This window comes from Micromonospora sp. NPDC047467 (assembly GCF_040643095.1).
GTDB lineage: Bacteria > Actinomycetota > Actinomycetes > Mycobacteriales > Micromonosporaceae > Micromonospora.
Window position 1 is genome coordinate 43,877 of sequence record NZ_JBEYTO010000002.1, and the last position, 26,428, is coordinate 70,304.

Here is a 26,428-nt window from a genome sequence, read left to right on the forward strand (position 1 = left end):
GGAGGGGCCACGGTTGCCCGTGGCCCCGCCGCCGGTCGGTCTAACTCGCGGCCGGCTTGAGGCAGAGCACCCGGTTGGCACCGTCACCGGGCAGCACCACGTGGGGCTGGGCCGGGTCGGCGCACTTGTCCTTCGCGTCCACCTTGGAAACGATCGTGAAGGCACCCGCCTCGCCGCAGTCCACCGCCGAGGCGGCCTGACCGGCCTGCTTCACGCAGCTGCCGACCGCCGGGTCGAAGGCCGGTGCGTTGTCGTTACCACCGAACTTGCCGAGCAGCATCAGCAGGCCGAGGGGCACCGCCAGGATGAGCACCGCCGCGACCAGCACCGCCGCGAGCACCCGCCCGTTGCGCACCTTCGGTGCCGGCGGCTCCGCCTTGGGCTCGTCGGCGTCCGGCTTGAACGCGTCGAACCGGCCCTGCTCCGATCCGCCGGCCTCCTGGCCCCAGGAGGGCGCGGGCTGTTGCGGCGGCGGGAAGGCCGGGAACTGAGCCCCCGGCGCCTGCTCGGTGGCCGATCCGCCGCCGAAGCCCGGTCCGCCGAAGCCCGGCGTGCCGTTCACCGCGGCGGAGCCGGCGACCGGTGCCGCCGGACCGCCGAAGCGGTCGTCCGGGCGCTCGGCACCGGACTGCGGCCGGACGCCGTTCACCGGCCGGTTGTTACCGGGAGCGTCGACAAAGGACGGCACCCCCGGCGGGAACGCGGGTGGCACGGCGGCGGCCGAGGCGGGCTCGCCGAAACCGTCGGGCGCCGGCGACCGGTCCCGGCCGTCGAAGCGCGGCTCGGGCGACGACTCGCCACCCCAACCGGGGAAGCCCGGACGCTCCGGACCGCTCTGCCAGTCTGGTGGGCCCTGGCGGTCGGCGCCGTTCTGCCAGTCCGGGGCGCCCGGCTGGGCGGAGCCGCTCCGCCAGTCGGGCGTGGCCGGGCGCTCGGAGCCTGGGTCGGCCTGGAACGCCTCCGCCGCCGACTGCTCCGGCTCGCTCTCCGGCTGGGCCGGGCGGCCGTACACCCGGGGCTGTGGCGCGGCCGCGCTGGCCGGCCGCATCGCCTGGTCGGCCGGGGGCATCACCCGGCTGGCCAGCGGCACCGAGGCGCTCGCCGAGGCGCGGCCCGCCGCGCCGGCCGGCCCGGCGTCCGCAACCGGTACGGCCGCACGCCCCGCCCCGGACTCCGGCGAGGTACGCGGAGCGGGAACCACGGCACCACTCGCCGAAGCCTCCTCGACGCGACCCCAACCGGCCGGCTCCGCCTCGTACTGCGCGGCGGCGTCCGGGGTGTCCCGCTCGGCGTACGCCGGCTGCTCGGGGATCGGGGAGTACTGGGCCGGCGGCGCGTAGTCGACCGGCGGCGCGGCGGCCAGGCTCGCGCCCGGCACACGCTGCTCCTGCGGCGGCAGAGGGACCGCGTTGGCCGGCGAGATGCCCGGCGCGGGACCGGGCTGGTAGACCGGTGACTCATCGCCCCGGTCAGCGTCCCAGCCACCGCGGGACTGCGCGGAGGCCTCCGCCTCGGCGCGACCCCACACCTCGCCCGGAGCCCACGGCTGGACCTGCGGCACACCGGCACCGCCCTGCGCGGCGTTGCCCGGGTCAGCGGCGGCCCAGCCGGGCGTCGCGTCGCTGCCGGGCACACTGGCACTGGCTCGGGCCGCCGGAGGGCCGGCCTGCTCCGTCTGGGGCCATCCCGCCGGCTCCGGCCGCTCGGCCGGCTGGTCCTGGGTCGAGAGCACCCAGTCCGGCTGTTGTGGACGGCCCTCGGCGCCACCCCAGGCGGCGGGCTGCGCGGGCTCGCCCTGCTTCACGTCGGCGCCGTCGCCCCACCCAGCCGGCTGCGCCTGCTGTTGCTGCTGCTGTGCGGCCCAGCCGCCCGAGCGGGCCGGGTCGTCCTGGCCGGGCCAGTTCGCCGCCGGCACCTGGGCCGCCCCACGGGCACCGGCCGACTCGGCCTGCCCCCAGGCGGGGGCCGGCTGCTCGGCCTGGTCGGTGGGCTGGCCCCAGGTCTGGGATGACTGCTCGGCCGGAGTCCACACCGGCTGGTCGTCCCGGGCGGCGGCACCCACTGCCCAGCCACCGGAGCCGGACTGGTCGTCCTGCTGCGCGGGGCTGCCGGACCAGCCGGCGGGCTGCGGCGGCTCGGCACCGCGCCACTCGGCGGCGGGCGGGTTGGCCTGCGCCGCGCCACTCCAGCCGGCGGGCCCGGACGCCTCGTCCGGCGGGGTGTCGGTGCTCCAGCCACCGGAGCGGGCCGGGTCTTCCTGTGCTGGCCACGCGGTGGTCGCTGGCGGCACCTGCGCTGCTCCCCGCACGGGCGGCTGGGCCTGCGCCCAGTCAGGCTGCTCGGGGGCGCTGGCGGGCCAGGCGGGGGCGGCCTGGTCGGGCGGCGTCCAGCCCTGCTGCGGAGCGGCGGCCCACTGGGCGGGCTGCCCCTGCTCGGGAGCGCCACCACCGGTGGCCCAGGCGGGCTGTGCGGGGTCGCTGGGTTGTGCGGCGGCGGCACCCCAGGCGGGGTTCGACTGCTGCTCGGACTGGGTCGCCCAGGCCGGAGCCGGCGGGTTCGGCCGCGCGGGCGGCGGCGGCGCCCAGCCCAGGTCGGGGCCGGCGGCGTTGTAGCCGTTGTCCGGCTGCGCCGGGCGGTCGCCGTACGGCGCCGGTCCGGCGCCCGGTGACACCTCGTCCGGCTCCTGGCCGGGGCGGTGCGGGCCCTCGGACGTCATGGGTGCGCCTCCTCCATCACATGTCGGCCGCCGGTGCCGATCGGTCTCCTCGGCATGGCTGCCGGCGTCGCCGGCGTACCGCCGTGCAGGCTCCCCGCACCGTATCCGGTGGCCGCACGAGGTGTCCAAGGAGCACCGGTCATCACTCCGCGTCGCCGGTCGGTGTCGAGCAGCTTCTATCGGCTCGACATCGGCCGTGCCGGCGGGTGGCGACCGAAGCTCACCGTACCGGGCGTCGCGGCAGGGCGGAATCCCGGTGCCAGGTGGTGGAGGAACGCCGATGGCCCACCCGGAACCGGGTGGGCCATCGATCTGGAGGAGGGTGCGGAATGTCGTGGAGCGTCAGCGGATGTGACGCTGGGCGATGACGAGGAGTTCGTCACGAACCGACGGCGAGTTGGCCGAGCGCAGCGCGTGCTCGATGGCACGGGCGCGGCGGGCAGCGTCGCGGTGGTTGCGGATTCGCTCAATCATGCTCATTGGTGGGTCCCCCTGGCTATTCGGTTGTCGGCCCCTGATGCGTCTATTTAACCGCATGAGACGGCGAGATGCCATCGATTATTAGGTGAGCTGAGACACCTGCCTAACGATCGAAGGCCAGAGGGGTGCTCCACCGGTTGTTCCGTCGCCCAACGGACACGGCCGGTGTGCCGGGTGTTAACCCGTGACACACCGGCCGTGGCCTGGCGTTCGGACCGTCAGGTCCAGGCGAGCAGCGCCGCCTCGGGATCGGCGAGGAAGTCGCCGATGTCCCGCAGGAACTTCGAGCCCAACTCACCGTCGATGATCCGGTGATCGAAGCTCAGCCCCAGCGTGGTGACCTGACGCGCCTTGACCTTGCCCTTGTGCACCCAGGGCATCTCCCGCACCGCGCCGAAGGCCAGGATCGCCGACTCGCCCGGCGGCAGGATCGGCGTGCCGGTGTCCACCCCGAACACCCCGACGTTGGTGATGGTCAGGGTACCGCCGGACATGTCCGCCGGCGAGGTGCGGCCGGACTTCGCCGTCTGCACCAACCCGTTCAGCGCGTCCGCCAGCTCGCGGAGCGAGAGCCGGCCGGCGTCCTTCACGTTCGGCACGATCAGGCCGCGCTCGGTGGCCGCCGCGATGCCGAGGTTGACGTACTCCTTGACCACGATCTCGTCGCCGGCCCAGGTCGAGTTGACCATCGGGTGCCGCTTGACCGCCAGGAGCACGGCCTTCGCCACCAGCAGCAACGGCGAGACCCGTACGTCGCGCCACTCCCGCCGGCCACGCAGCCGGTCCAGCGCCTTCATCGCCCGGGTCACGTCGACGGTCAGGAACTCCGTCACGTGCGGGGCGGTGAACGCCGAGCGGGACATGTTCTCGGCGGTGAGCTTGCGTACCCCCTTGACCGGAATGCGCTGCTCGCGGTCGGCGCCGAAGCTCGCGGCGCTCGTCACCACCGACGTGACCGCGACCGGCTCGGCGGCCCCGCTCGCCGCCTGCTGCACGTCCTCCCGGGTGATCGAGCCCAGCGGACCCGACCCGGAAAGCGCACGCAGGTCGACGCCGAGGTCCTTGGCGAGCTTGCGCACCGGCGGCTTCGCCAGCACCAGCCCGCCCTGCTGACCCGCCCCGTTGCGCCGATCATGGACTTGTGGTGCCGGGATCGTGGCGGTAGGGGCAGGTTTGTCACCCACCACAACTCCATGATCGACCGCTGAGGAGGTCGAGGCACCCTTGCGGGGGCGGCGTTTTGCGGTTGTGGTGCGGGGGCCGTAGCCGACCAGGACCGCCGTGCGCCCGCCCGGGGCCGGGCCACCGATCAGGCCCGGCTCGACCATGCCCTCGGCCGGTGCCACCTCCACCGCCGCCAGCGAGGCCGCCGACGGAGTGGGCAGGTCACCGGTGGGCGTCGCCGTGGTCGACGGCACGTCCAGCGGACCGGCGCCCGGGTCCGTGTCGATCGCGATGATCGGCGTACCGACCTCGACCGTCGTGCCCTCCGGGTGGAAGATCGCCTGCACCTGCCCGGCCCACTTCGCCGGGATCTCCACCGCCGCCTTGGCCGTCTCGACCTCGACGATCGGCTGGTTCAGCTCAATGGTGTCGCCGACCTTGACCAGCCAGGCCAGGATCTCGCCCTCGGTCAACCCCTCGCCCAGGTCGGGCAGGTTGAACTCCTTGATCCGAGACATGCCGCTCACCAGCCGAACGTGCGGTCGACGGCGTCGAGCACCCGGTCGAGGTCGGGCAGGAACTCCTCCTCCACCCGGGCGGCCGGGTAGGGGATGTCGAAGCCCGTCACCCGCAGGACCGGCGACTCCAGGGAGTAGAAGCACTCCTCGGTGATCCGCGCGGCGAGCTCGGCACCGAGACCGATGTTGGACGGCGCCTCGTGCACCACCACCGCGCGGCCGGTGCGCTTCACCGACTCGTACGCGGCCGTCAGGTCCAGCGGGGACAGCGAGCGCAGGTCGATGACCTCCAGCTCCCGGCCGTCCTCGGCGGCGACGGTCGCCGCCTCCAGGCACGTCCGGACCATCGGCCCGTACGCCAGCACCGTCACGTCGGTGCCGGGCCGCACCACCCGGGCCGAGTGCAGGGGGTACGCGTCGGACAGCGGCGCGTCCAGGTCGACCTGGCCCTTCTCCCAGTAGCGCCGCTTGGGCTCCAGGAAGACGATCGGGTCGTCCGAGGCGACAGCCTGCTGGATCATCACGTACGCGTCCTGCGGGTTGGAGCAGGACACCACCTTCAGGCCGGCGGTGTGCGCGAAGTACGCCTCCGGCGACTCGGAGTGGTGCTCGACCGCGCCGATGCCGCCGCCGAACGGAATCCGGATGACCATGGGGATGCTGAGCTTGCCGCGCGAGCGGTAGTGCATCTTGGCGACCTGCGACACGATCTGGTCGTACGCGGGATAGACGAAGCCGTCGAACTGGATCTCGCAGATCGGCCGGTAGCCACGGATGGCCAGGCCGACGGCGGTGCCGATGATGCCGGATTCGGCGAGCGGGGTGTCGATGACCCGCTGGTCGCCGAAGTCCTTCTGGAGCCCGTCGGTGATCCGGAAGACGCCGCCGAGCTTGCCGACGTCCTCGCCCATGATGATGACCTTGGGGTCGTTCTCCAGGGCGCGGCGCAGGCCGGTGTTGAGGGCCTTGCCGAGGGTGAGCGTCTCCGTGGCCATCAGTGGGCGCTCCCCTCGAACGACTCCATGTAGCGGCTGAACTGCGCGCGCTGCTCGTCGAGCAGCGGGGACCCGTTGGGGTAGACGTGGTCGAACATCGTCACCGGCTCCGGGTTGGGCATGGCGAGCACACGCTCGCGCAGGTGCACCGACTCGCGGCGGGCCTGCTCGTCGATCTCGGCGAAGAAGTCCGCGTCGGCGATCTGCTGCTTCTCCAGGAACGCCCGTACCCGCGCGATCGGGTCCTTGGCCTGCCACGCCTCGACCTCGCTGGCGATCCGGTAACGCGTCGGGTCGTCGGAGGTGGTGTGCGCGCCCATCCGGTAGGTGTACGCCTCGATCAGGCTCGGGCCCTGCCCGTGCCGGGCGTTGTCCAGCGCCGTGCGCGTCACCGCGTACGTCGCCAGCACGTCGTTGCCGTCCACCCGGATGCCGGGGAAGCCGAACCCGGCGGCCCGCTGGTAGAGCGGGATGCGGGTCTGCCGCTCCAGCGGCTCGGAGATCGCGTACTGGTTGTTCTGGCAGAAGAAGACCATCGGCGCGTTGAACACGCCGGCCCAGACGAACGCCTCGTTGACGTCACCCTGGCTGGTCGCCCCGTCGCCGAAGTAGGCGATCACGGCTTCGCCGTCCTCGTTGCCGGTCTTGCCGTCCATGTTGATGCCCATGGCGTAGCCGGTGGCGTGCAGGGTCTGCGCCCCGATCACGATCGTGTACATGTTGAACTTGAACTCGTTCGGGTCCCAGCCGCCCTGATCGACGCCGCGGAACAGGCCGAGCGGCATGATCGGGTCGATGCCCCGGCAGTAGAGGACGCCGTGCTCCCGATAGGTCGGGAAGGCCATGTCCTGGGTACGCAGTGCCCGCCCGGAGCCGACCTGAGCCGCCTCCTGGCCGAGCAGGCTCGCCCAGATGCCCAGCTCACCCTGGCGCTGCAGCGCGGTGGCCTCGGCGTCCAGTTTGCGGACCAGCACCAGGTCGCGATAGAGCCCGCGGTACTCCTCGTCGGTGAAGTCGACGCGGTACTCGATGCCGTCGGGTCCGGTGACGCTGTCGATCCGCTCACCCTCGGGGGTGAGCAGCTGTACCAGTTCCGGATCGCCAGCCGCGCGCTTCTTGGAGCGGGGTGCCGCCCGCCTGCTGCGGGTGGTGGTACCCCCGGGGTCGCCCTTTGCCATCGGTGTCTCCCTGTCGTGTCTGCGGCGGCACCGGGGGGTCACCCGGCCGCGCAACTCGTGCGCCTGTCCGGCTGCTGCCGGACCGGTTCCTGGCGGCCGCGCCTAGCCCCGGTGGGGGTTGCCGCGCGGCGTGAGCCGGATTCTGGCCGAACCCGGTTCGGGAGCGCCGGCGCCGGGCCGCGCCTGCCGCGAGGGTGCGCGGCGGTCACGGCTGCGTTGCCGTCGTGCTCCATATTCGCAGAGCAGGTGAGCGCGCCCACAGTACGCCCGCCCTGCATTCCGACCGACTACGGTTTGCTGTCCTTTGTCGTCATCATGCCGTCGCGCGTCCACCGGGCGATCCGGCGATGATTCGTCACCGTTCGGTCAGTGCCGCGTGTCGACACGCGGTGGGTACTGGCTGACGGACGGTAACTGCGCCAGGCTGATTCCCGCAGGATCGCGTCGATCGGGTGGTTTGCCGGCTTCCAGCCGGCGAAGCCCCTGCGCGTTCTCCGACAGCGACGACGACAAGGGGTGCGCGGTGGACGAGCCAGGTGACGGTCCCGGCACACCGGTGCTCGGTCGGCACCGGTCCGCCGGTGGGTACCGCCGAGTGGTCGGGGCGCACCGCGCCCCCGGCGTCGGCGGTCCCTCACGGGGTTACCTGCTCACCGTCGCGCTGCTGATGGGCACCGCGTCGATGCCCATCCTCGCCGCGATCAGCACGGGCTCGGCCACCCAGGGCAGCACCGCCCTTCCGGACAGCGGCACCCCGTTCATCCCCACGCCGTCGGTCGGGCCGGTGATCATCCCGATGCCCGTGACCAGTCAGCCGGCGCTTCCGCCGCCCGGCACACCCAGCGCCGGCCCGCCCGCGACCGCCGGCTGGCTGCCCGCCGCTCCCCGACGTGCCGCCGACGAGTCGTGGTCCGGGCCGACGGCCGACGACCGGGTGCCCACCCGCCGGACGGTGCCCCCGGCACCGGTGCCGCGCGCCACCCGGAGCACCCCGCCGGCCGCGCCCCCGCCCAGCCCGTCGCCGGTGCCGTCGCCCACCGGGCCGCCGGACCCCGACCCCACCCCCACGCCGAGCCCGACGCCGACCGACCCGGTGACGCCCACCGTGACTGACCCGGTCACACCCACGGCGACCGACCCGGTGACACCCACCGCCGTTCCGACGAGCACCTATACCGCGCCGGCCGGCACACCGACGCCGTGCGCCCCCACGGCCGCGCCGGCCACCCGGACCGCCAGTCCCACAGCGCCGACTGCCTCTCCCGCGGCGTCGGCCACCCGGACCGTTCCTCCCACGGCGTCGGCCACCCGGACCGTTCCTCCCACGGCGTCGGCCACCCGGCTCAGCCGGACCGCGCCGCCGTCGCCGGCCGGTCCGCCGTCACCAACGGTCAGTTCGCCGCTGGCCGGACCGAGGCATCCCGCGGTCCCCCCGGCGGTACGGTGACGATCAGACGCCACCGAACCGGAGGCGACGGTCCACGGTAGGCACGTACCGGAGGGGGTGACGTGGGCGGCGGTGTGGAGCCCCGCCCGGTCGCCGTCCGGCCCGGCCCAGGGCTGCGGATCGCCCGGCTGGTCACCGAGCTGACCGCGCCGGCCGTGCTGGTGTCGCTGCTGATGATCGCGGTGAGCTGGCACAGCTCCCCGGGCAACGGTCGCGGCCTGGCGTGGGGTCTGCTCGCGACCCTCTTCGTCACCGGCATCCCGTTCGCCTACATCGTGGGCGGGGTGCGTCGTGGCCGGCTCACCGACCACCACATCGGCCGTCGGGAGCAGCGCCGGGTGCCGCTGCTGGTCGGCCTCGGCTCGGTCGCCACGGGGCTCGCCCTGCTCACCGTGCTCGGCGCGCCCCGGCCGTTACTGGCGTTGGCGGTGGCCGGGTTGGTCGGGCTGGTGGTCGCCGTGTCGGTGAGCCACTGGTGGAAGATGTCGATCCACTCGGCGGTGGCAGCCGGCACGCTGGTCATCCTGTCGATGACCTTCGGACGTGGTCTCCTCGTCGCCGCGCCACTGCTGGCGGTCGTCGGCTGGTCCCGGGTGCGACTGCGGGACCACACCGTGCCGCAGGTGCTGGCGGGTGGTGTGCTCGGCGCGCTGATCGCCGCGCTCGCCTTCGGCCTGCTGCGCTGACCCAGCCGCGCCGCGCCGCGCCGCGCCGCGTTGCGCCGCGTTGCGCGGCGCTGAGCCGCGCCTGCCGCGTCGTGCCGCGCGGGTCGAGGCCGCCGCGTGGGCGGGCTCGGTATCCGGGCCGGGCCGCGTGGTGCCGCCCGGCCCGGATGCCGTCAGGCGCCGTCGTCGGCGAGGCGGTGCCGGTTCGCCTCGATCCAGGCGTCCAGCGCGGCCGGGTCGTCCGGGTCCACGCCGTCGGCCATCAGCTGAGCGACCGCCGCCGTGGCTGGGCTGCGCCGCTCGCCGGTCGAGTAGAGCCGGGCGAACTCCGGCACCATCTCCTCGATCGCCTCGTCAGTGCGCGTCGCGGCGGCCTCGGGCAGCCCGCGCTGGCGTGACGCGTACCGGGCCCAGGCGCGCAGCACCCGGGGCAGCATCGCCGCGTCGTCCATGTCCAGCACGGCACGACGGTGCACCCAGTCGAGCAGGAAGAGCCCGGACACCGCCGGGCTCCACCGCATCGGGTCGGCGTCCGGGAAGGTCGCCGAGTGGTCCAGCAGCAGGCTCAGGCAGAAGTGCAGCGAGGCAAGCTCCGGGCCGTCGACGGTGTCGAGACCGAACCGGGCGGCCTCCGGCGCGGCCAGGAAGCGCCGGACCAGGTCGGTGCGCTCGGCGGCGGACAGCGGCTCGACCTCCGCCGGGCTGGTCGGGCCAGCGGCCGTGGGCAGCACCGCCAGTCGGGCGCCGACCAGCGCGCGGTCGGTGGCGAGTGAGCCCTCGCCGGGCAGTTCGCTCAGGTCGTCGGTGACCGAGAGGTGGCGGGCCACCTCGCCCCGCAGCCGGGACGGGTCCTCGGTGCGGAACCAGGTCAGCTCGTCGTCGGCGCACATCTGCCGGACCTGGTCCAGGATCCGTTCGGCCGGCCCGCCGACGAAGATGTCCTTGGTGATCCCGATGTTGTGATCGACGAGGGCCACCAGCGCGTGCTCCGGGCCGCCGGCCGCGTCGTCGTACGCGAAGGTGGCGAGGTAGGAGGTCTGGTCGCCGTACACGTCGCCGTACGCCCAGCTGCCGGTGAGGTGGACCCGGCCGAGCTGGCCTGCCCAGGCGGGTGCCTGGCTGCCGGGGCGCACCCGCTCGGTGCCCTCGGCGTTCGGGACGAGCGTGGCGAAGACCTGCCGGATGGTGGTCGCCGCCGCGATCCGGCGGCGGGCGGTGGCGGCGAGGAACCCGGTCACGAACTCCCGTACGGCGGTGTCGCGGTCGGTCTCCGCGATCGAGTAGACACTGCCCAGCAGGGCGCTGCCGAGCATCTCGGCGTCGAGGGCGGACTCCAGCTTGGTCACGTCGCGTGCGGCGTGCAGCACCGCGTCGTAGGGGGTCTGAGGCGTGGCCATGCTCCGACCCTACGCCGCCGGAGGAGCTGTGCAGAGCGGTAGCGAGGCGTCAGCGGTGGGCGGCGTCCCGCAGCGCCTCGCGTGCCTGGGCGTACGAGGCGAGCACGGTACGCACCGGGGCGAGCACATACTCGTGGCCTACCTCGGCCACCCGGACCGTCAGCCGCTGCTGTGCCCGGCCGCGGGCCCGCTGGGCCGCCCAGCGGATCACCGGGCGGGTCAGCGCCGCCACCAGCAGCCCGGCCAGCAGCCCGCCGAGCAGCAGCAGGGTGGGCAGCGGCACCTGGCCGACCATCGGGTTGTCCAGCGCCGGCAGGCCGAGCACCCGCAGCGCGTAGCCGAGCACCAGCCAGCCCAACCCGACGAGGGCGGCGAGAGTGACCAGCCACTGCACCGCTCCGACGACCCGCCACCAGTGAGGTCGCCGTTCCAGGCCGAGGTCGGTGCCGGCGATCGCGCGGTCCAGCGCGTCGGGCAGGTCGCCCAGGCGGGACCGGGCGGCCCCGGTGACCACGGCCGGCCAGGCGGCGGGCAGGTGGGCGGCGGCGCGGTCGGCCACCGCGCGGATCGCGAGGCCGAGCGCCGAGCGTTGGGCGGCGGTCGGGTCCGGTACGGAGGTCGCCGCGACCAGGCTCTCCGCCGGGTCGGCCGGGTCGCCGGCCGGGCCGGGCAGGTGCAGGCGGCGCAACGGGTCGGGCCGGAGCCGACGCCAGCCCCGCACCACCGGCCAGCCGGTGGCCGCGCCCGCCCGGTGCCGGTACGCCCGCTCCACCGCCTCGGCCACCGCCGGCACACCGGCGGCCCCGGCCAGTGCCCGGTTCAGCCCGGCGACGGCCGCGTCGTCCGGCCCGGCGGCCGGCCGGGTCGAGCCGACCAGCTCGTCCAGCCCGGCGACCACCGAGTCGACGTCGCCGGCCAGCCGGCGCAGGGCGGCCTGCCGCCCGGCGACCGTCCGCTCCAGGGCGGTGCGCAGCCCGACCATCCCGGCCGGGTCGATGGCGGTGGTGGCCAGCAGTGGCACGCCGGTCAGCCCGTCGGAGTCGAGCAGCCGGCGCAGGTCGTCCAAGACCCGGGGCAGCTCGGCCGAGGGCAACCGGTCGGCCTGGTTGAGCACGACGAGGGTGACGTCCCGGTGCCGGTGGAACTCGCGCAGGTAGCTGTCGTGGATCACCCGGTCGGCGTACTTCTGCGGGTCGACCACCCAGACCACCTGGTCGACCAGGCCGAGCAGTCGGTCCACCTCCAACCGGTGGGACCGCTGCACCGAGTCGAAGTCGGGCAGGTCGAGCAGGATCAGCCCGTGCAGTGCCGTCTCGTCGTTGCCGTCGAGCGCGCTCTCGCGGACGAAGCGGTGCCGGGGCAGCACACCGATCCAGTCGAGCAGCCGGTTGGCGCCCTCCAGTGGCCCCCACACGCAGGCGTGGGTGACGCCGGTGGTCGGCCGGCGGACCCCGACCGGTGAGAGTTCCAGTTGGGCCAGGGCGTTGAAGAGGCTGGACTTGCCGCTGCCGGTGGCCCCGGCGAGGGCGACCACGGTGTGGTCGCGGGACAGCGCAAGCCGGGTGCCGGCCCGCTCGACGAGGGTGTGCGCGGGCACCAGGTCGGCGTCGGGCAGCAGGCCGTCGACGGCGGTCAGGAACCGGCGTACCCCGTCGAGGCGGGCGATCAGCGCGTCGGGGTCGATCCGCTGGTCGCCCCGGAACGCCTCGCGTACCCGGCCGGCGATGTTGGTCACCGGGACTCCTCCTCGTCGCCGTCCGCCGGCATGTCGCCGCCGGTGGCCAGGCCGCTGCGGTGCCGGGCCAGTTCGACCTGGCCGGCGGCGCGGCGCAGTTCGTCGCCGGCCGCCTCGGCGGGCCGCGCCTCGGCGGTGCGGGTCAGGAAGCGGTCGGCCTCCGTCTCCAGCAGCGTCCGCACCCGGGCCAGCAGGTCGGCGCGGGCCTTGGCAGCGAGGGTACGCACCGCCTGGTCGCCGAAGATCGCCTGGAGTACGGCCTGCGCGGCGACGGTCGTGCCGGCCCCGGTGGCCACCTCCAACCCGGTGGGGATGAACGCGGTGGAGGCGAAGACGGCGACCATCACGGCCAGCCCGGTGGCGTTGACCGCGTACGCGGCGGTGCGGGCCACGAACCGCTTGTCACCGCCCTCGACCCGGACCAGTTCCAGCACACCGCGCTGCCAGTCCCGGACCATCCGCTCGGCGCGTTCGGGCAGGTCGTCGCTCGGATGGGCGAGCCCCGGCTCCAGCAGATCGGCGCCCGCCGGATGTGCCTTCCACCCGGTGTACGCGGCCTCGGCGGCCTCGGACGCCACCCCGCGCAGCAGTGTGACGAGCTGCGACTCGATGGCGTTGCGCAGCTCGGCGGCGGGGGCTGGCCGACCGGTGACGGCGGCCACCAACCGGTCCCGCAGTTGACCGATCCGTGCCTCCAGGGTGCGGAAGAACTCGCCGGTGCCGACGAACTCCTGCCAGCGGGCGAGCACCTCACCGCGGAGCAGCCGGCCGTCCTGTAGACCCTGCTCGACGGTCCGCTCCGCGCCCCGGTAGGCGCCTCGGACGCGTTCGTCCAGCCCGTCGGCGGCGGTGACCTGCTCGTCGGCGGCGTCGGCCAACTCCTCGACGGCGGGATGCAGGGCGGCAAGCGCGCCGTCCAGGGTCTGCCGGACCACGGCGGCGCGGGCATCGGCGTCGGCGGCCAGCCGGGCGAACCAGTCGGCCAGCGGCGCGGTGACGCCCTCGGGCAGCAGCCCCTGACCGTCGACCCAGGTTTCCGGGAGCACGAAGAGTGGGGCCCGGCCCAGGTCCTGTGCGGCGAGCATCTCGGTCAGGTGCGCGGCGATCTCGTCGCTGGCCTCGGCGGGCACTCGGTCCAGCACCATGGCGATCACCGCGCCTCGGGCCCGCGCGCTGCGCAGCAGTTCCCAGGGGACCGCATCGGCGTACCGGGCGGCGGTGGTGACGAAGAGCCAGAGGTCGGCGGCGGCGAGCAGTTGGCTCGCGAGCGCCCGGTTGGCGTCGACGACCGAGTCGATGTCGGGTGCGTCGAGGAAGGCCAGACCAGGGGGCAGAGCCGGGGCGGTGACCAGGTGCAGGGCGCGGGGATCTTCGCTGGGCTCGGTGGTGCGGGTCAGCCCGGGCAGCAGGTCACCCTGCCGGAACCAGGTCGCGTCGGCCGGGTTGCAGACCAGCACCGGGGAGCGGGTGGTGGGCCGGAGCACACCGGCGGCGCTGACCCGCGCCTTGACCAGGCTGTTGACCAGGGTCGACTTGCCCGCGCCGGTGGAGCCGCCGACCACCACGAGCAGGGGTGCGTCCAGCCGGGCGAGCCGGGGCAGCAGGTAGTCGTCGAGCTGGTCGGTGAGCGCGGTGGCGGTGCGCCGGGCGGAGCTGGCGGAGGGCAGCGCGAGGGGATAGCGGGTGGCGCCGATCGCGGCCCGGAGGCCCGACAGCGCGCCGGGGAGGCTGTCGTCCCCGGTGGTGGCGGGCGGCTCCTCCGCGGCGTCCGGCGGGCCGGTGCGGGCTGCGACGGCGGGCGCGCCGGAACGGGTGGCGGAATCGCCGTGCGTCGTCACCGCTAAAGCGTGCCCGACCGATGCAAGGGAAGACAACCGGACGGTAATAACGTCTGGGTTGCGTCGGGTCGACTCAACTCGACTTGACGATTGGCCGTCGCGTGGCACTATTGAGTCAAGTTCACTCAACTTGTGGTGGGGCCCGCTGCGGGCGGCGCCCGCCAAGCAGTCGCGGGCAACACCCGCCACCTGCACAACCTTACGAAGCGAGGAAGCGAAGATGGCACGTGCGGTCGGTATCGACCTCGGCACGACGAACTCCTGCGTCAGCGTTCTCGAGGGCGGTGAGCCCACCGTCATCGCCAACGCTGAGGGCTCGCGGACGACCCCGTCGATCGTCGCGTTCGCCCGTAACGGCGAGGTGCTCGTCGGTGAGGTCGCCAAGCGCCAGGCGGTGACCAACCCGGACCGGACTATCCGCTCGGTCAAGCGGGAGATCGGCACCAACTGGTCCGTCGACATCGACGGCAAGAAGTACACCCCGCAGGAGATCTCGGCCCGGACGTTGATGAAGCTCAAGCGGGACGCCGAGGCGTACCTGGGCGAGCAGATCACCGACGCGGTGATCACCGTCCCGGCCTACTTCAACGACGGCCAGCGCCAGTCGACGAAGGAGGCCGGTGAGATCGCCGGCTTCAACGTGCTGCGGATCGTCAACGAGCCGACCGCGGCCGCCCTGGCGTACGGGCTGGACAAGGGCTCCAAGGAGCAGACCGTCCTGGTCTTCGACCTCGGTGGCGGCACCTTCGACGTGTCGCTGCTCGAGCTGGCTGAGGGCGTTGTCGAGGTCAAGTCCACCAGCGGTGACAACCAGCTCGGTGGCGACGACTGGGACCAGCGGATCATCGACCACCTGGTCAAGACGTTCCGCGGCGAGCACGGCATCGACCTGGGCCAGGACAAGATGGCGCTCCAGCGGCTCCGTGAGGCCGCCGAGAAGGCCAAGATCGAGCTGTCCGCCGCCACCACCACGAACATCAACCTGCCGTACATCACCGCCGGCGCGGCCGGCCCGCTGCACCTCGACGTGACGCTCAGCCGGGCCGAGTTCCAGCGGATGACGCAGGACCTGCTGGACCGCTGCAAGGGCCCGTTCGAGCAGGCCGTGAAGGACGCCGGGATCAAGATCTCCGACGTCGAGCACGTGATCCTGGTCGGCGGCTCCACCCGGATGCCGGCCGTCACCGACCTGGTCAAGCAGCTCACCGGTCGCGACCCCAACAAGGGCGTCAACCCGGACGAGGTCGTCGCCGTCGGCGCCGCCCTCCAGGCTGGCGTGCTCAAGGGCGAGGTCAAGGACGTCCTGCTGCTCGACGTGACCCCGCTGAGCCTGGGCATCGAGACCAAGGGCGGCATCTTCACGAAGCTGATCGAGCGCAACACCACCATCCCGACCAAGCGCTCCGAGGTCTTCACCACGGCGGACGACAACCAGCCGTCGGTGCTCATCCAGGTGTTCCAGGGTGAGCGGGAGATCGCGTCCTACAACAAGAAGCTCGGCACCTTCGAGCTCACCGGCCTCCCGCCGGCGCCGCGCGGCGTGCCGCAGATCGAGGTCGCCTTCGACATCGACGCCAACGGCATCGTCAACGTGCACGCCAAGGACCTGGGCACCGGCAAGGAACAGAAGATGACGATCACCGGCGGCTCCTCGCTGCCGAAGGACGACATCGAGCGGATGCGCCGGGACGCCGAGGAGCACGCGGAGGAGGACAAGCGCCGCCGCGACGACGCCGAGACCCGCAACGTGGCCGAGGCGCTCCAGTGGCAGACCGAGAAGTTCCTCGCCGAGAGCGGCGACAAGCTGCCCAGCGAGAACCGGGAGCAGCTCAACGAGGCGCTCGGTGAGCTGCGCGGCGCCCTCGGTGGCCAGGACATCGAGAAGATCAAGTCGGCGCACGAGCGGCTGGCGCAGGTCTCCCAGCAGGCTGGTTCGCTGCTCTACGCGCAGCAGGCTGAGCAGGGCCAGCAGCCCGGCGGCGAGGCCGGCCCGGGTGCGGCAGGTCCCGGTGCGGCCGGTCCGCAGGCGGGTGCTGCCGGTGGCCCCGACGACGTGGTCGACGCGGAGATCGTGGACGAGGACGGCAAGAAGTGACCGTCGGCCTCCGACACGTATCCACGGCGAAGGGATGAGGTAGCCGCATGACGCAGAAGCCACGAGCCGTCGACCCGGACGACACCGGGTCGACGCCGGGTGGCTCCGCGCCCACGGAGCCAGCCACCGGGGACGGGGAGCGGGTGGTCATCCGCAACAACCGCAAGCTCACCGACACGACGGAGCCGGAGGGCACCGCCGCCGACGCGGGGAGCGACGTCTCGGCCGAGGGTCTCGTCGAGGACGCCGAGGTCGTGGTCGACGAGATCGAGGTCGAGGCGACCTTGGTCGACGGGTCGACGCCGTCCGGTCCGCCGGTGGTGGACGCCCCGGCGCAGCCGGTCGACGGCGGCGGGACATCGCTCGGCGCCGAGTTGGAGGCGCTCCGGGCCGAGCTCGACGAGCGGACCAGAGACCTGCAGCGGGTGTCGGCGGAGTACGCCAACTACCGCAAGCGGGTGGACCGGGACCGCAGTCTGGTGCAGGAGCAGGCGACCGGCTCGGTGCTGGCCGCGCTGCTGCCGATCCTGGACGACCTGGACCGGGCCCGGGAACACGGCGACCTGGTCGGACCGTTCGGCTCGGTGGCGGAACAGCTCACCACCGCGCTGGGCAAGTTCGGCCTGGCGGCCTTCGGCGAACAGGGTGACCCGTTCGACCCGACCCTGCACGAGGCCGTCGCGCACCAGACCTCGGACGAGGTCAGCGAACCGACCTGCGTGCAGGTCATGCGGCGCGGCTACCAGCTCGGTGAGCGGCTGCTGCGCCCCGCGCTGGTCGCGGTCGCGGATCCGGAATAGTGCGAGACGGTGACCGGGCCGTCCCGTCCCCCGCACGGCGGAGGGCGGGACGGCCGGGCCACGACGGTCGGAAGGGGGTGAACCGGTGAGTTCGAAGGACTGGATCGAGAAGGACTTCTACGCCGTGCTCGGCGTGGACAAGGCCGCCTCCGCGGACGACATCAAGAAGACGTACCGCAAACTGGCCCGGGAATCGCATCCGGATCACAATCCGGGCGACCCGAAGGCCGAGGAGCGGTTCAAGGCCGTGTCCGAGGCGTACAACGTGTTGTCGGACGCCGGCCGTCGCCGGGAGTACGACGAGATGCGCTCCCTGTTCGGCTCGGGCGCCTTCCGGCGCAACGCCCGCGGCCCCGGGCAATCGGGCGGCATGCCGTTCGACGTCTCCGACCTGTTCAACGGCGGCGCGGGCGGTGGCGGCGACCGTCGCTTCGGCGGTGCCGGCTTCCAGGACCTGTTCAGTTCGATCTTCTCGGGCGGGCAGGCCGGCGGGCAGGCCGCTCCGCGTGGTCCGGCCCGTGGTCGGGACGTGGAGGCCGAGGTGGCTCTCGACTTCGACGACGCGGTCCGCGGGGTGACCCTGCCACTGACGCTGCGCGCTCCGGGTGTCTGCGACACCTGCCACGGCAACGGCGCCAAGCCCGGCACCCAGCCGCGTACCTGCCCGGTGTGCCACGGCGCCGGCGTGACCACCCGCGACCAGGGGTCGTTCAGCTTCTCCGAGCCGTGCCGCAACTGTCAGGGTGTCGGCACCGTGGTCGAGGAGAAGTGCCCGGAGTGCCACGGCAGCGGTGGCGTCACCAAGACCCGCACGCTGAACGTGCGCTTCCCGGCGGGAGTCGCCGATGGTCAGCGCATCCGGCTGGCCGGGCGCGGTGAGCCGGGCGAGCGCGGCGGCCCGGCCGGTGACCTGTTCGTACACGTCAAGGTTCGGCCGGACGACCTGTTCGGGCGTACCGGAGACGACCTGACGTTGACCGTGCCGATCACCTTCGCGGAGGCCGTGCTCGGCACGGACCTGAGGGTGCCCACGCTCGACGGCGCGGTGACCCTGCGGGTTCCGCCGGGCACGCCGAGCGGGCGGGTGCTGCGGGCCCGGGGCAAGGGTGTGGTCCGCCGTGACGGGCAGGCCGGCGACCTGCTGGTCACGCTGGAGGTGGTGGTGCCGGCCCGTCTGTCGGACGAGGCACGGACGGCACTGGAGGCGTTCGCCGAGCAGAGTCCGTCGGCGGCGCGAGAACATCTCGACGCCCGGGTGCGTCGGGTCAGCTAGTCCGGTGGGATGGACGCGGAGGTGAGCGGGATGTCGGGCGAATTCCTCGGTTCGGGTGACCCGGCCTACGAGGCCAAGGTGCTCATGATCTCGGTCGCGGCACGGATGGCGGGAATGCATCCGCAGACCCTGCGCCAGTACGACCGGCTGGGGCTGGTGCAGCCGGGTCGAGCCGCTGGCGGCGGACGCCGGTACAGCGTTCGTGACGTGGTGCTGCTGCGCGAGGTGCAGCGGCTCAGTCAGGACGAAGGGGTCAACCTGGCCGGGGTCAAGCGGATCATCGGGCTGGAGCGACTGCTGGAGCAGGCGCAGCAGCGGGCGGCCCGGCTGGAGGCGGAGCTGGACGCCGCGTACCGCCGGGTGGCCGAACTGGAGTCGCTGGCCCGCTTTCCGGGCCGTGACCTGGTGCCGACCAACCGCACGTCCACCGCGCTGGTGGTGTGGCGCCCCCGCCGTACGCCGGACCGCTGATTCGCAGCTCACCCTTCGTCGTTTCCTCGGCCCGGCCCGCGTCGGTTTTCCGGCGGAGGCCGGGCCGTTTCGTTAGCCTGTCAATACGGGTCCTACCGCCTCAATTCGGGCCTGTCGGCGCGGTGCGAGGGGGAGCGATGTCGGAGCCGGCGAAGAAGGTGGCGCAGCAGACGGAGGACCGGCTGGAACACCTGGCCGACACCGTCCGCGAGAAGTTCGACAAGGTGACCGAGGGCAGCTTCCGAGACCGGGTCGTCGAGGGGCGGTTCGCCGACCACGGCGACTCCGGGGATCACGGTGACCGCAGCGCCGACCAGGGCCGTGCTGAGCCCGAGCGGAAGCAGGACTGACCGGTAACCGACGTGCGGGCCGGGACCCACGGGGGGTCCCGGCCCGTTCGCCGTCCGGCCGCCTGCCTCGCGGTGGAGGTCCGGGTCCGTCTTACGGGCCCTTTGGAGTTGAATCGTTTACGGCATCAAGCGGCGCCCAACTCCGTGGCCATGGACTGCCGGTGCGCGCGCCGGGGGCGACGGACCGTGAATCGTTTGCGACATCAGCTCCATAGGGCCCACGAAGTGATAGCCGCGGTCGGGGCGGCCACGCCGCTACCGCCGCCGGCACCATCCGGCGACGCGATTCGGCCCCTTGGCGGCGGTCGGCCACCCGGAGCCCGTCAGCCGAGGCGGCGGTTCTCGCGGACCAGGCCGCCCTCGCACCAGTCCCGATAGACGAAGAGATCCGGTCGGGCGAGCAGCACTCGGCCGTTGTACGCCCAGATCCTCATCAGCTCGTCGCCGTCACGCTCGGCCTGCTCGACCAGTTTGCGAAAGCGCCGCTTGGGGTGGGCGCGGAAGTTCGTCCGGATGCCGTCGGCGGCGTAGATGTAGAGGCAGTGCAGCGCGAAGCGTCGCGCCGGGCAGGTCGGGTCCATCGCCAGGTCGAAGAGCGTCAGCACCAGCCGGTCACCGGAGACGAGGAGATCCCAGTCGGGTGGCATGGAGGCCAGCGGCACCGAATCGGGCTGGAATGCCCAAGCTCGCAACTCCGCCGGAGTCGGATCGACGGGGTTGGCAAAGCCGTGGAACGTCGACTCCTGCACGCTCACCGGCCAACCTTCCGCTCTCGCCCGCGTTGGCACTGGCCACCCGCGGACCGTGGCTGCTGGGGCGAAACGGTAACCTGCCGCCCGGTTGCTGCGGTAGTACCCGCAGGGCGCAATTCGGCAACCGTCGGTTGGGCCGGACCGAAAGGATGATCTGCTGACCGGCCGCCGCTGCGGTGCCGATCGGCGGCACGACAACGGTGGCGAACGTCAGTCGGGAATGGGAATCGGTGCGCTCCGTTGAATCAACGCGCGGTTGCGCAGCCACCGCTTGAACCACTGGAAGTCCGGCAGCCGGGCCAGCATCGGCCCGGTCACCACGGTGATCAGGACGTACGCCGTGGCGAGCGCCGCCAGCCGCGGCTCGACGCTGCCGGCGGCCACCGCGAGCCCGGCGATGACGATGGAGAACTCCCCACGGGGTACGAGTGCCAGGCCGGCCCGCCAGCGACCGGGCTCGCCGATGCCGACCCGGCGGGCCGCGAGGTAGCCGGTGAGTGTCTTCGTCGCCATCGTGATCACGGCCAACGCCAGCGCCGGCAGCAGCACCGGCGGGATGTCCCGTGGGTCGGTGACCAGGCCGAAGAAGACGAAGAACACCGCGGCGAACAGGTCCCGCAGCGGAGAGAGCATCTCGGTGGCGTGGTGCGCCACTGGGCCGGAGAGCGCGATGCCGACCAGGAACGCGCCGACCGCCGCCGACACCTGGAGTTTCGCCGCGACGCCCGCGATCAGCAGAGTCAGCCCGAGTACGCCGAGCAGCAGCGCCTCCGGGTCCTTCGCCGACAGCGCGGCGGAGATCAGGTGGCCGTACCGGATGGCGACCACCAGCACCAGCAGGACCGTGCCCACCGCGACGGTGAGGGCGATGCCGCCGCCGATCAGGCCGGTGCCGGCCAGTACGGCGGTGACCAGCGGCAGGTAGAGCGCCATCGCCAGGTCTTCGATGACCAGGACCGAGAGGATCACCGGGGTTTCCCGGTTACCGAGCCGGCCCAGGTCGCCGAGGACCTTGGCGATCACGCCGGAGGAGGAGACCCAGGTGATGCCGCCGAGCACCAGGGCGGCCACCCAGTCCCAACCGAGCAGCAGGGCGAACGCCGCGCCGGGCAGCGCGTTGAGCACCCCGTCGATCAGGCCGGCCGGAGCAGCCGAGCGGAGGTTGCCGACGAGTTCGTTCGCCGAGTATTCCAACCCGAGCATGACCAGCAGCAGGATGACGCCGATCTCGGCGCCGACCGCGAAGAACTCCTCGCTGGCGTCGAGCGGGAGCAGCCCGCCGTGCCCGAAGGCGAGGCCGGCTAGGAGGTAGAGCGGGATGGGTGAGAGGCCCACCCTGCGGCTGAGTCGCCCGAGAACCCCGAGCAGTAGCAGCAGTGCGCCGACTTCGACGAGCAGTGTTGTGGAATCGTGCATCCGCCTCAGCCGTCCGGGTCACTGTCGGCGAGGATGGCGGACACGCCGTCGAGCCCCTTGCGGGTCCCGACAACGACCACCACGTCACCGGCTGCGAAGCGGAAGGTGGGAAGCGGCGAGACGATGACTTCGCCGTCGCGCAGCACCGCCACGATGGAGGCGCTGGTGCGGGTACGCGCCTTCGTGTCACCGAGCATCCGGTTGACGTACCGCGACGCGGCCGGGATCGCGATCTGCTCGGTGAGCAGGCCGGCGGCCTGGTCGCGCAGCCCGGAGAGCTGACCGAGCATCAGCGACGCGCCGAGGATGTCGGCCAGTGCCTCCGCCTCGTCATCGGTCAGCGGGATGTCCGCCTGACAGGAGTCGGGATCGTCCGGGTCGTAGAGGACAAGATCACGACGGCCGTTTCGGTGGGAAACGACACCCAGGCGGCGTCCAGACTCCGTCACCAGATCATGACGTACGCCGATGCCCGGCAGGGCGGTCTGCTCGACACGTACTCGCACCGGCCAAGGCTACCGCGCCATATCCAGAGAGCAGATCTTGGATGGATCGGGGGGGAAACACGCTGGTGCCCGCCCCGGCGCGAAACAGGGCGGGCACCCGAGGGTCGGGTCAGCGCAGACTGGCGAAGAACTCACGGATGTCGCTGGTCAGTGCCGGACGTCGACCCGCTTCCGGGTCCGCCCCCGGCGGCCGGGGAGTTCGACTGGCGGTGGCGTCGCCGGGAGTGATGGGCGTCATAGCGCTAAGGTTGAGTGGAATACGCTCAACTCTGGTTGTGTCCAACCCAATGGACAACGCCGATCCGGGGGAGCCCATGAACACCGAACGCCTCACCACCAAGAGCCGCGAAGCCATCACCGGCGCCGTCGCGCTGGCGAACCAGCGCGGCCACGCCACCGTCGAGCCCTGGCACCTGCTGCTGTCCCTGCTGGACACCGACGGCTCGACCGCCACCGGCCTGCTGCGCGCCGTCGGGGCTGATCCCGCCGAGCTGCGCCGGACCGCCCAACGAGCGGTCGACGGCCTGCCGGCCGCGCGGGGCTCCAGCATCGCCGAGCCGACGTTGGCTCGGGAGTTCGTCAACGCCATCGGCGCCGCCGAGCAGATCGCCCGCCCGCTGGGCGACGAGTACACCTCGACCGAGCACCTGCTCGCCGGCCTCGCCCGGGTCGGCGGCGCGGTGGCCAACGCGCTGAAGTCCGCCGGTGTCACCGAGGAGACGCTTGTCGCCGCCTTCCCGACCGTTCGGGGCGGAGACCGGCGGGTCACCACGGCCGACCCGGAGCAGACCTACCAGGCCCTCGCGAAGTACGGCGTCGACCTGACCGCCAGCGCACGCGACGGCAAGATCGACCCGGTGATCGGCCGGGACTCGGAGATCCGCCGGGTCATCCAGGTGCTCTCCCGGCGTACCAAGAACAACCCGGTGCTGATCGGCGAGCCCGGTGTCGGCAAGACCGCGATCGTCGAGGGCCTGGCCCAGCGGATCGTGGCCGGCGACGTCCCCGAGTCGCTGCGCGACAAGAAGCTGGTCTCGCTGGACCTCGGCGCGATGGTCGCCGGGGCCCAGTACCGCGGCCAGTTCGAGGAGCGGCTGAAGTCCGTCCTGGAGGAGATCAAGAACTCCAACGGGCAGGTCATCACGTTCCTCGACGAGCTGCACACCGTCGTCGGCGCCGGCAAGGGCGAGGGCTCGATGGACGCCGGCAACATGCTCAAGCCCATGCTGGCCCGCGGCGAGCTGCGGATGGTCGGCGCGACGACGCTGGACGAGTACCGCGAGCACATCGAGAAGGACCCGGCGTTGGAGCGCCGCTTCCAGCCGGTGGTGGTCGGCGAGCCGACCATCGAGGACACCATCGGCATCCTGCGGGGGCTCAAGGAGCGCTACGAGGTGCACCACGGCGTCCGGATCACTGACGCCGCGCTGGTCGCCGCAGCGTCGCTGTCGGACCGCTACATCACCGACCGGTTCCTGCCGGACAAGGCGATCGACCTGGTCGACGAGTCCGCGTCCCGGCTCCGGATGGAGATCGACTCCCGGCCGGTCGAGGTGGACGAGATCGAGCGGGCGGTCCGCCGACTGGAGATCGAGGAGATGGCGCTGGCCAAGGAGCCGGACGCCGCCTCGGCCGAGCGGTTGGCCCGGCTGCGCCAGGAGTTGGCCGACAAGCGTGAGCAGCTCACCGTGCTCTCCGAGCGCTGGCAGACCGAGAAGAGCCACATCACCAAGCTCTCCACCGCCAAGGAGGAGTTGGAGCGCCTGGGTGGCGAGGCCGAGCGGGCCGAGCGCGACGGCGAGTTGGAGCGGGCCGCCGAGCTGCGCTACGGCCGGATCCCCGCCCTGAAGGTCGAGCTGAAGCAGGCCGAGGAGGAGTTGGCCCAGCTCCAGGCCGACGGCGCGATGCTCAAGGAGGAGGTCGGCGCGGACGACATCGCCGCCGTGGTCGCCTCCTGGACGGGCATCCCGGCTGGTCGCCTCCTGGAAGGCGAGACGGCCAAGCTGCTCCGGATGGAGGAGTCGCTGGGCAGTCGCGTGGTCGGCCAGGCCGAGGCGGTCGGCGCGGTCTCCGACGCGGTCCGTCGCGCACGGGCCGGAGTCGCCGACCCCGACCGCCCGACCGGTAGCTTCCTCTTCCTCGGGCCGACCGGTGTCGGCAAGACCGAACTGGCCAAGGCTCTCGCGGAGTTCCTCTTCGACGACGAGCGGGCGATGGTCCGCATCGACATGAGCGAGTACGGCGAGAAGCACTCCGTCGCCCGCCTCGTCGGTGCCCCGCCCGGCTACGTCGGCTACGAGGAGGGCGGGCAGCTCACCGAGGCGGTGCGTCGCCGGCCGTACTCGGTGATCCTGCTCGACGAGGTGGAGAAGGCCCACCCGGACGTCTTCGACGTGCTGCTCCAGGTGCTCGACGACGGTCGGCTCACCGACGGCCAGGGCCGGACGGTGGACTTCCGCAACGCGATCCTGATCCTCACCTCCAACCTCGGGTCGTCGGTGATCAGCGACCTGATGTTGGCCGAGGAGGAGCGCCGCGAGGGTGTCCTCGCGGTGGTCCGCTCGCACTTCAAGCCGGAGTTCCTCAACCGTCTCGACGACATCGTGGTCTTCGCCGCGCTGCGCGGGGACGACCTGCGCTCCATCGTGGACATCCAGCTCGACCGGATGCGCAGGCGTCTCGCCGACCGCCGGTTGGCACTGGACATCACCGAGCCGGCCCGTCAGTGGCTCGCCGAGCACGGCTACGACCCGATCTACGGCGCCCGCCCTCTGCGTCGCCTGGTCCAGACCGCGATCGGAGACCAACTCGCCAAGGCCCTGCTGTCCGGCACCATCCGCGACGGCGACACGGTCAAGGTCGACCTGGCCGACGCCAAGGAGGGGCTGACCGTCACCGCCGGCTGATCCGTCGCGCCTCCGGGCCGACCCCGCAGGGGGTCGGCCCGGCCGTCCACCGGGACACGCGGTAGTCGGCCCATCACCCGAGAGTGCACGAGTTTCACCAGGTGCGCGAGGTTGTTACCGTCACCGCCGACGCACTTGGGGAGGTGGTCGGGGTGAACGGTTCCGTGGCGTACCTGATGACGACGCTGGGGTGTCTGGTCGGCGTCGCCGGGGTCGTGGTGGCGGTGGTGGCCCTGCGCAAGGGCCGCAAGGCCGCCCGGCCGGCCGCACCGACGGCACCCGCGGACCCGTTCCGCGACTCCGACTCCGACGCGCTGCGCGGCGACCCGCGCAGACTCAAGCCCGGCGACATCGTCGAGATCCGCCGCGTGTCGTACGCGGTCCGCGGCACGGTGCACCTGAACGAGGGCGGCTGGAGCTGGGCCGAGCACCTGCTGGACACCGTCGACGGCGACAAGCGCTGGCTCTCCGTGGAGGAGGACCCCGACCTGGAGTTGGTGCTCTGGACGGCCGAGCCGGCCGCGACGATCACCCCGGGCGCGTCCACCCTCGACTTCGCCGGCCGCCGCTATGCCACGGAGGAATCTGGCCAGGCCCGCTACACGGCCACCGGCAGCACCGGCCTCGACCCCACCGGCACCGTCCGATACCACGACTACCGGGCCTCCAGTGGTGAGCGGCTCTCCTTCGAGGCGTACGGCCAGGCCGGCTGGGAGGTTGCCCGGGGCGAGCAGCTGCACCGTGCCGACGTCATGGTGTACCCGCAGGCCGGACCGGGAGCCACCTGACGTGTTGGTCAGTCTCGACACCCCGTACGTCGACACCTGCGCGGCGGACCTGAGCCTGGCACTCGGTGGCCCGGAACGCCCCGCGCTGCACGTTCGTGACCTCACGCTTCCCGGCGACATCCGGGTACGACTGCGCCTGCTCGGCGCGTCCCACCAGGTCGTGCTGACCGCCCCCGCTGGTGGCGACGGGCTCACCGAGACGGTCGCCTGCCTGCCCGGCCGGCCGCCGCACCTGCCCGGCGTCCTGCACGACGAGGCGGGCGGCTACCGGTTCACCGCCACCGTGCTGCGCCCCGCAGACGGTGAGTTGCACGACCGGATCGCCGCGCTCCGCGCCGACCTGGCCGACGCCCCGTACGCCCTGGTCGGGGTCTTCCCCGGGGACCCGGACGCGGTCACCGCGTTGGCCGTACGCACCGACGCGCCGGACGGATCGGTCGGTTGGCGCACGTGGCACGCGTACCCCCAGACCAACGAGTTGGTCCTGACCGAGACGGTGGTGGCACTGCGATGACGTACCGACGCTGGATCGTGATGGGCATGGCGGTCGCCGTGGTCGGCGTGCTGGTCGCCGGCTTCGCGATCGTCAACGGCACCTTCTCGCCCCGCGACTACGTGCAGGACAGGTACACCCGGGCGGCCAGCCGGGACATCGGCAGGCAGGCGATCGCGTACACCTCGTCGAAGTCGCCGACCCAGGTCGCCAATGACCTGACCGACGCGTGGCGGCCGGCCGACCGGTACGTCGACGGCAGCGGAGTGTACCTGCGCTACGACGACGACTCGGTGGTGATCCTGCCGATCGCCGCCGGCTCGGTGATCCTGCTGGAGAACATGAGCACCGCCTATCCCCGCTACCACTCGATCGTCGGGTCGTACTGGGGCTGGGGACGCGGCAGCACCGTCCGGGGCGGCGGCCCCGGCAGCGGCAAGTAGCC

25 protein-coding genes are annotated in these 26,428 nt (G+C 72.7%); 10 read left to right on the forward strand and 15 right to left on the reverse strand.

The features are described from left to right. Positions 1-40 precede the first annotated feature (40 nt). The 8 genes from ABZ780_RS04430 to ABZ780_RS04465 form a co-directional block, all read right to left on the reverse strand. Positions 41-2,716: a hypothetical protein gene (locus tag ABZ780_RS04430; protein ID WP_357003446.1), complete on the reverse strand. Its 2,676-nt coding sequence runs from the start codon at positions 2,714-2,716 to the stop codon at positions 41-43. Positions 2,717-3,058: 342 nt separating this feature from the next. Beyond that, the gene (locus ABZ780_RS04435) at positions 3,059-3,196 is read right to left on the reverse strand and encodes a hypothetical protein (RefSeq protein WP_357003448.1); all 138 of its coding nucleotides are present in this window, start codon (positions 3,194-3,196) and stop codon (positions 3,059-3,061) included. A gap of 218 nt (positions 3,197-3,414) precedes the next feature. Further along, the gene (locus ABZ780_RS04440) at positions 3,415-4,878 is read right to left on the reverse strand and encodes a dihydrolipoamide acetyltransferase family protein (RefSeq protein WP_357004804.1); all 1,464 of its coding nucleotides are present in this window, start codon (positions 4,876-4,878) and stop codon (positions 3,415-3,417) included. Positions 4,879-4,883: 5 nt separating this feature from the next. Beyond that, positions 4,884-5,873: an alpha-ketoacid dehydrogenase subunit beta gene (locus tag ABZ780_RS04445; RefSeq protein WP_357003450.1), complete on the reverse strand. Its 990-nt coding sequence runs from the start codon at positions 5,871-5,873 to the stop codon at positions 4,884-4,886. After that, entirely contained in the window at positions 5,873-7,051 is a 1,179-nt protein-coding gene (gene pdhA / locus ABZ780_RS04450; protein WP_357003452.1) for a pyruvate dehydrogenase (acetyl-transferring) E1 component subunit alpha, read from the reverse strand. The genes ABZ780_RS04445 and pdhA overlap by 1 nt, the downstream gene beginning before the upstream one ends. 642 nt (positions 7,052-7,693) lie before the next feature. After that, positions 7,694-7,843, reverse strand: a complete 150-nt coding sequence (locus tag ABZ780_RS04455; protein WP_357003454.1) for a hypothetical protein — start codon at positions 7,841-7,843, stop codon at positions 7,694-7,696. Between the two features lie 18 nt (positions 7,844-7,861). Further along, positions 7,862-8,203: a hypothetical protein gene (locus tag ABZ780_RS04460; protein ID WP_357003456.1), complete on the reverse strand. Its 342-nt coding sequence runs from the start codon at positions 8,201-8,203 to the stop codon at positions 7,862-7,864. Positions 8,204-8,221: 18 nt separating this feature from the next. Then, positions 8,222-8,512, reverse strand: a complete 291-nt coding sequence (locus tag ABZ780_RS04465) for a hypothetical protein (protein ID WP_357003458.1) — start codon at positions 8,510-8,512, stop codon at positions 8,222-8,224. 48 nt (positions 8,513-8,560) lie between these two features. Between ABZ780_RS04465 and ABZ780_RS04470 the strand changes: the two genes are divergently transcribed. Continuing rightward, a complete protein-coding gene (locus ABZ780_RS04470) occupies positions 8,561-9,184 on the forward strand; it encodes a phosphatase PAP2 family protein (protein ID WP_357003460.1) in 624 nt (207 codons plus the stop codon). A gap of 152 nt (positions 9,185-9,336) precedes the next feature. Here ABZ780_RS04470 and ABZ780_RS04475 read toward each other — a convergent pair whose 3' ends face one another. From ABZ780_RS04475 to ABZ780_RS04485, 3 genes are read right to left on the reverse strand one after another with little or no spacing between them, the layout of a single operon-like run. Further along, positions 9,337-10,560 carry a hypothetical protein gene (locus ABZ780_RS04475; protein ID WP_357003462.1) on the reverse strand — a complete coding sequence of 408 codons (1,224 nt, stop codon included), beginning with the start codon at positions 10,558-10,560 and terminating at the stop codon, positions 9,337-9,339. A 49-nt stretch (positions 10,561-10,609) separates the two neighbouring features. After that, a complete protein-coding gene (locus ABZ780_RS04480; RefSeq protein WP_357003464.1) occupies positions 10,610-12,295 on the reverse strand; it encodes a GTPase in 1,686 nt (561 codons plus the stop codon). Then, the gene (locus ABZ780_RS04485) at positions 12,292-14,133 is read right to left on the reverse strand and encodes an ABC transporter (protein ID WP_357003466.1); all 1,842 of its coding nucleotides are present in this window, start codon (positions 14,131-14,133) and stop codon (positions 12,292-12,294) included. The genes ABZ780_RS04480 and ABZ780_RS04485 overlap by 4 nt, the downstream gene beginning before the upstream one ends. Before the next feature lie 220 nt (positions 14,134-14,353). On the opposite strand from ABZ780_RS04485, the gene dnaK reads away from it, so the two are divergent. The 5 genes from dnaK to ABZ780_RS04510 all read left to right on the forward strand — a co-directional run bounded on the left by dnaK (position 14,354) and on the right by ABZ780_RS04510 (position 19,122). After that, on the forward strand, positions 14,354-16,228 hold the full coding sequence (dnaK, locus tag ABZ780_RS04490; RefSeq protein WP_357003468.1) for a molecular chaperone DnaK: 1,875 nt from the start codon (positions 14,354-14,356) through the stop codon (positions 16,226-16,228). 47 nt (positions 16,229-16,275) lie between these two features. Beyond that, positions 16,276-17,028, forward strand: coding sequence for a nucleotide exchange factor GrpE (gene grpE, locus ABZ780_RS04495; protein WP_357003470.1), 753 nt, complete (start codon positions 16,276-16,278; stop codon positions 17,026-17,028). 85 nt (positions 17,029-17,113) lie between these two features. Next, entirely contained in the window at positions 17,114-18,301 is a 1,188-nt protein-coding gene (gene dnaJ / locus ABZ780_RS04500) for a molecular chaperone DnaJ (RefSeq protein WP_357003472.1), read from the forward strand. Positions 18,302-18,331: 30 nt separating this feature from the next. Then, on the forward strand, positions 18,332-18,772 hold the full coding sequence (locus ABZ780_RS04505; protein ID WP_357003474.1) for a helix-turn-helix transcriptional regulator: 441 nt from the start codon (positions 18,332-18,334) through the stop codon (positions 18,770-18,772). Positions 18,773-18,909: 137 nt separating this feature from the next. Next, entirely contained in the window at positions 18,910-19,122 is a 213-nt protein-coding gene (locus tag ABZ780_RS04510; protein ID WP_357003476.1) for a hypothetical protein, read from the forward strand. A 323-nt stretch (positions 19,123-19,445) separates the two neighbouring features. Here the strand turns inward: ABZ780_RS04510 and ABZ780_RS04515 are convergent, their stop codons facing one another. From ABZ780_RS04515 to ABZ780_RS04530, 4 genes are all read right to left on the reverse strand, one after another. Continuing rightward, complete coding sequence (locus tag ABZ780_RS04515; RefSeq protein WP_357003478.1) at positions 19,446-19,877, reverse strand: hypothetical protein; 432 nt, start codon at positions 19,875-19,877, stop codon at positions 19,446-19,448. 207 nt (positions 19,878-20,084) lie between these two features. After that, the gene (locus tag ABZ780_RS04520) at positions 20,085-21,290 is read right to left on the reverse strand and encodes a cation:proton antiporter (protein WP_357484150.1); all 1,206 of its coding nucleotides are present in this window, start codon (positions 21,288-21,290) and stop codon (positions 20,085-20,087) included. A 5-nt stretch (positions 21,291-21,295) separates the two neighbouring features. Further along, entirely contained in the window at positions 21,296-21,796 is a 501-nt protein-coding gene (locus ABZ780_RS04525; protein ID WP_357003482.1) for a TrkA C-terminal domain-containing protein, read from the reverse strand. 109 nt (positions 21,797-21,905) lie between these two features. Then, entirely contained in the window at positions 21,906-22,034 is a 129-nt protein-coding gene (locus ABZ780_RS04530) for a hypothetical protein (RefSeq protein WP_357484153.1), read from the reverse strand. Between the two features lie 76 nt (positions 22,035-22,110). On the opposite strand from ABZ780_RS04530, the gene clpB reads away from it, so the two are divergent. The 4 genes from clpB to ABZ780_RS04550 all read left to right on the forward strand — a co-directional run bounded on the left by clpB (position 22,111) and on the right by ABZ780_RS04550 (position 26,426). Then, positions 22,111-24,702, forward strand: a complete 2,592-nt coding sequence (gene clpB / locus ABZ780_RS04535; protein WP_357484156.1) for an ATP-dependent chaperone ClpB — start codon at positions 22,111-22,113, stop codon at positions 24,700-24,702. A 152-nt stretch (positions 24,703-24,854) separates the two neighbouring features. After that, positions 24,855-25,490 (forward strand): DUF4178 domain-containing protein, encoded by a 636-nt coding sequence (locus ABZ780_RS04540; RefSeq protein ID WP_357484158.1) that lies wholly within the window; start codon positions 24,855-24,857, stop codon positions 25,488-25,490. Position 25,491: 1 nt separating this feature from the next. Continuing rightward, a complete protein-coding gene (locus ABZ780_RS04545; RefSeq protein ID WP_357484161.1) occupies positions 25,492-26,004 on the forward strand; it encodes a DUF2617 family protein in 513 nt (170 codons plus the stop codon). Next, the gene (locus tag ABZ780_RS04550) at positions 26,001-26,426 is read left to right on the forward strand and encodes a DUF4247 domain-containing protein (RefSeq protein WP_357484163.1); all 426 of its coding nucleotides are present in this window, start codon (positions 26,001-26,003) and stop codon (positions 26,424-26,426) included. Before ABZ780_RS04545 ends, ABZ780_RS04550 begins: the two co-directional genes overlap by 4 nt. The last annotated feature ends 2 nt before the right edge of the window (positions 26,427-26,428 follow it).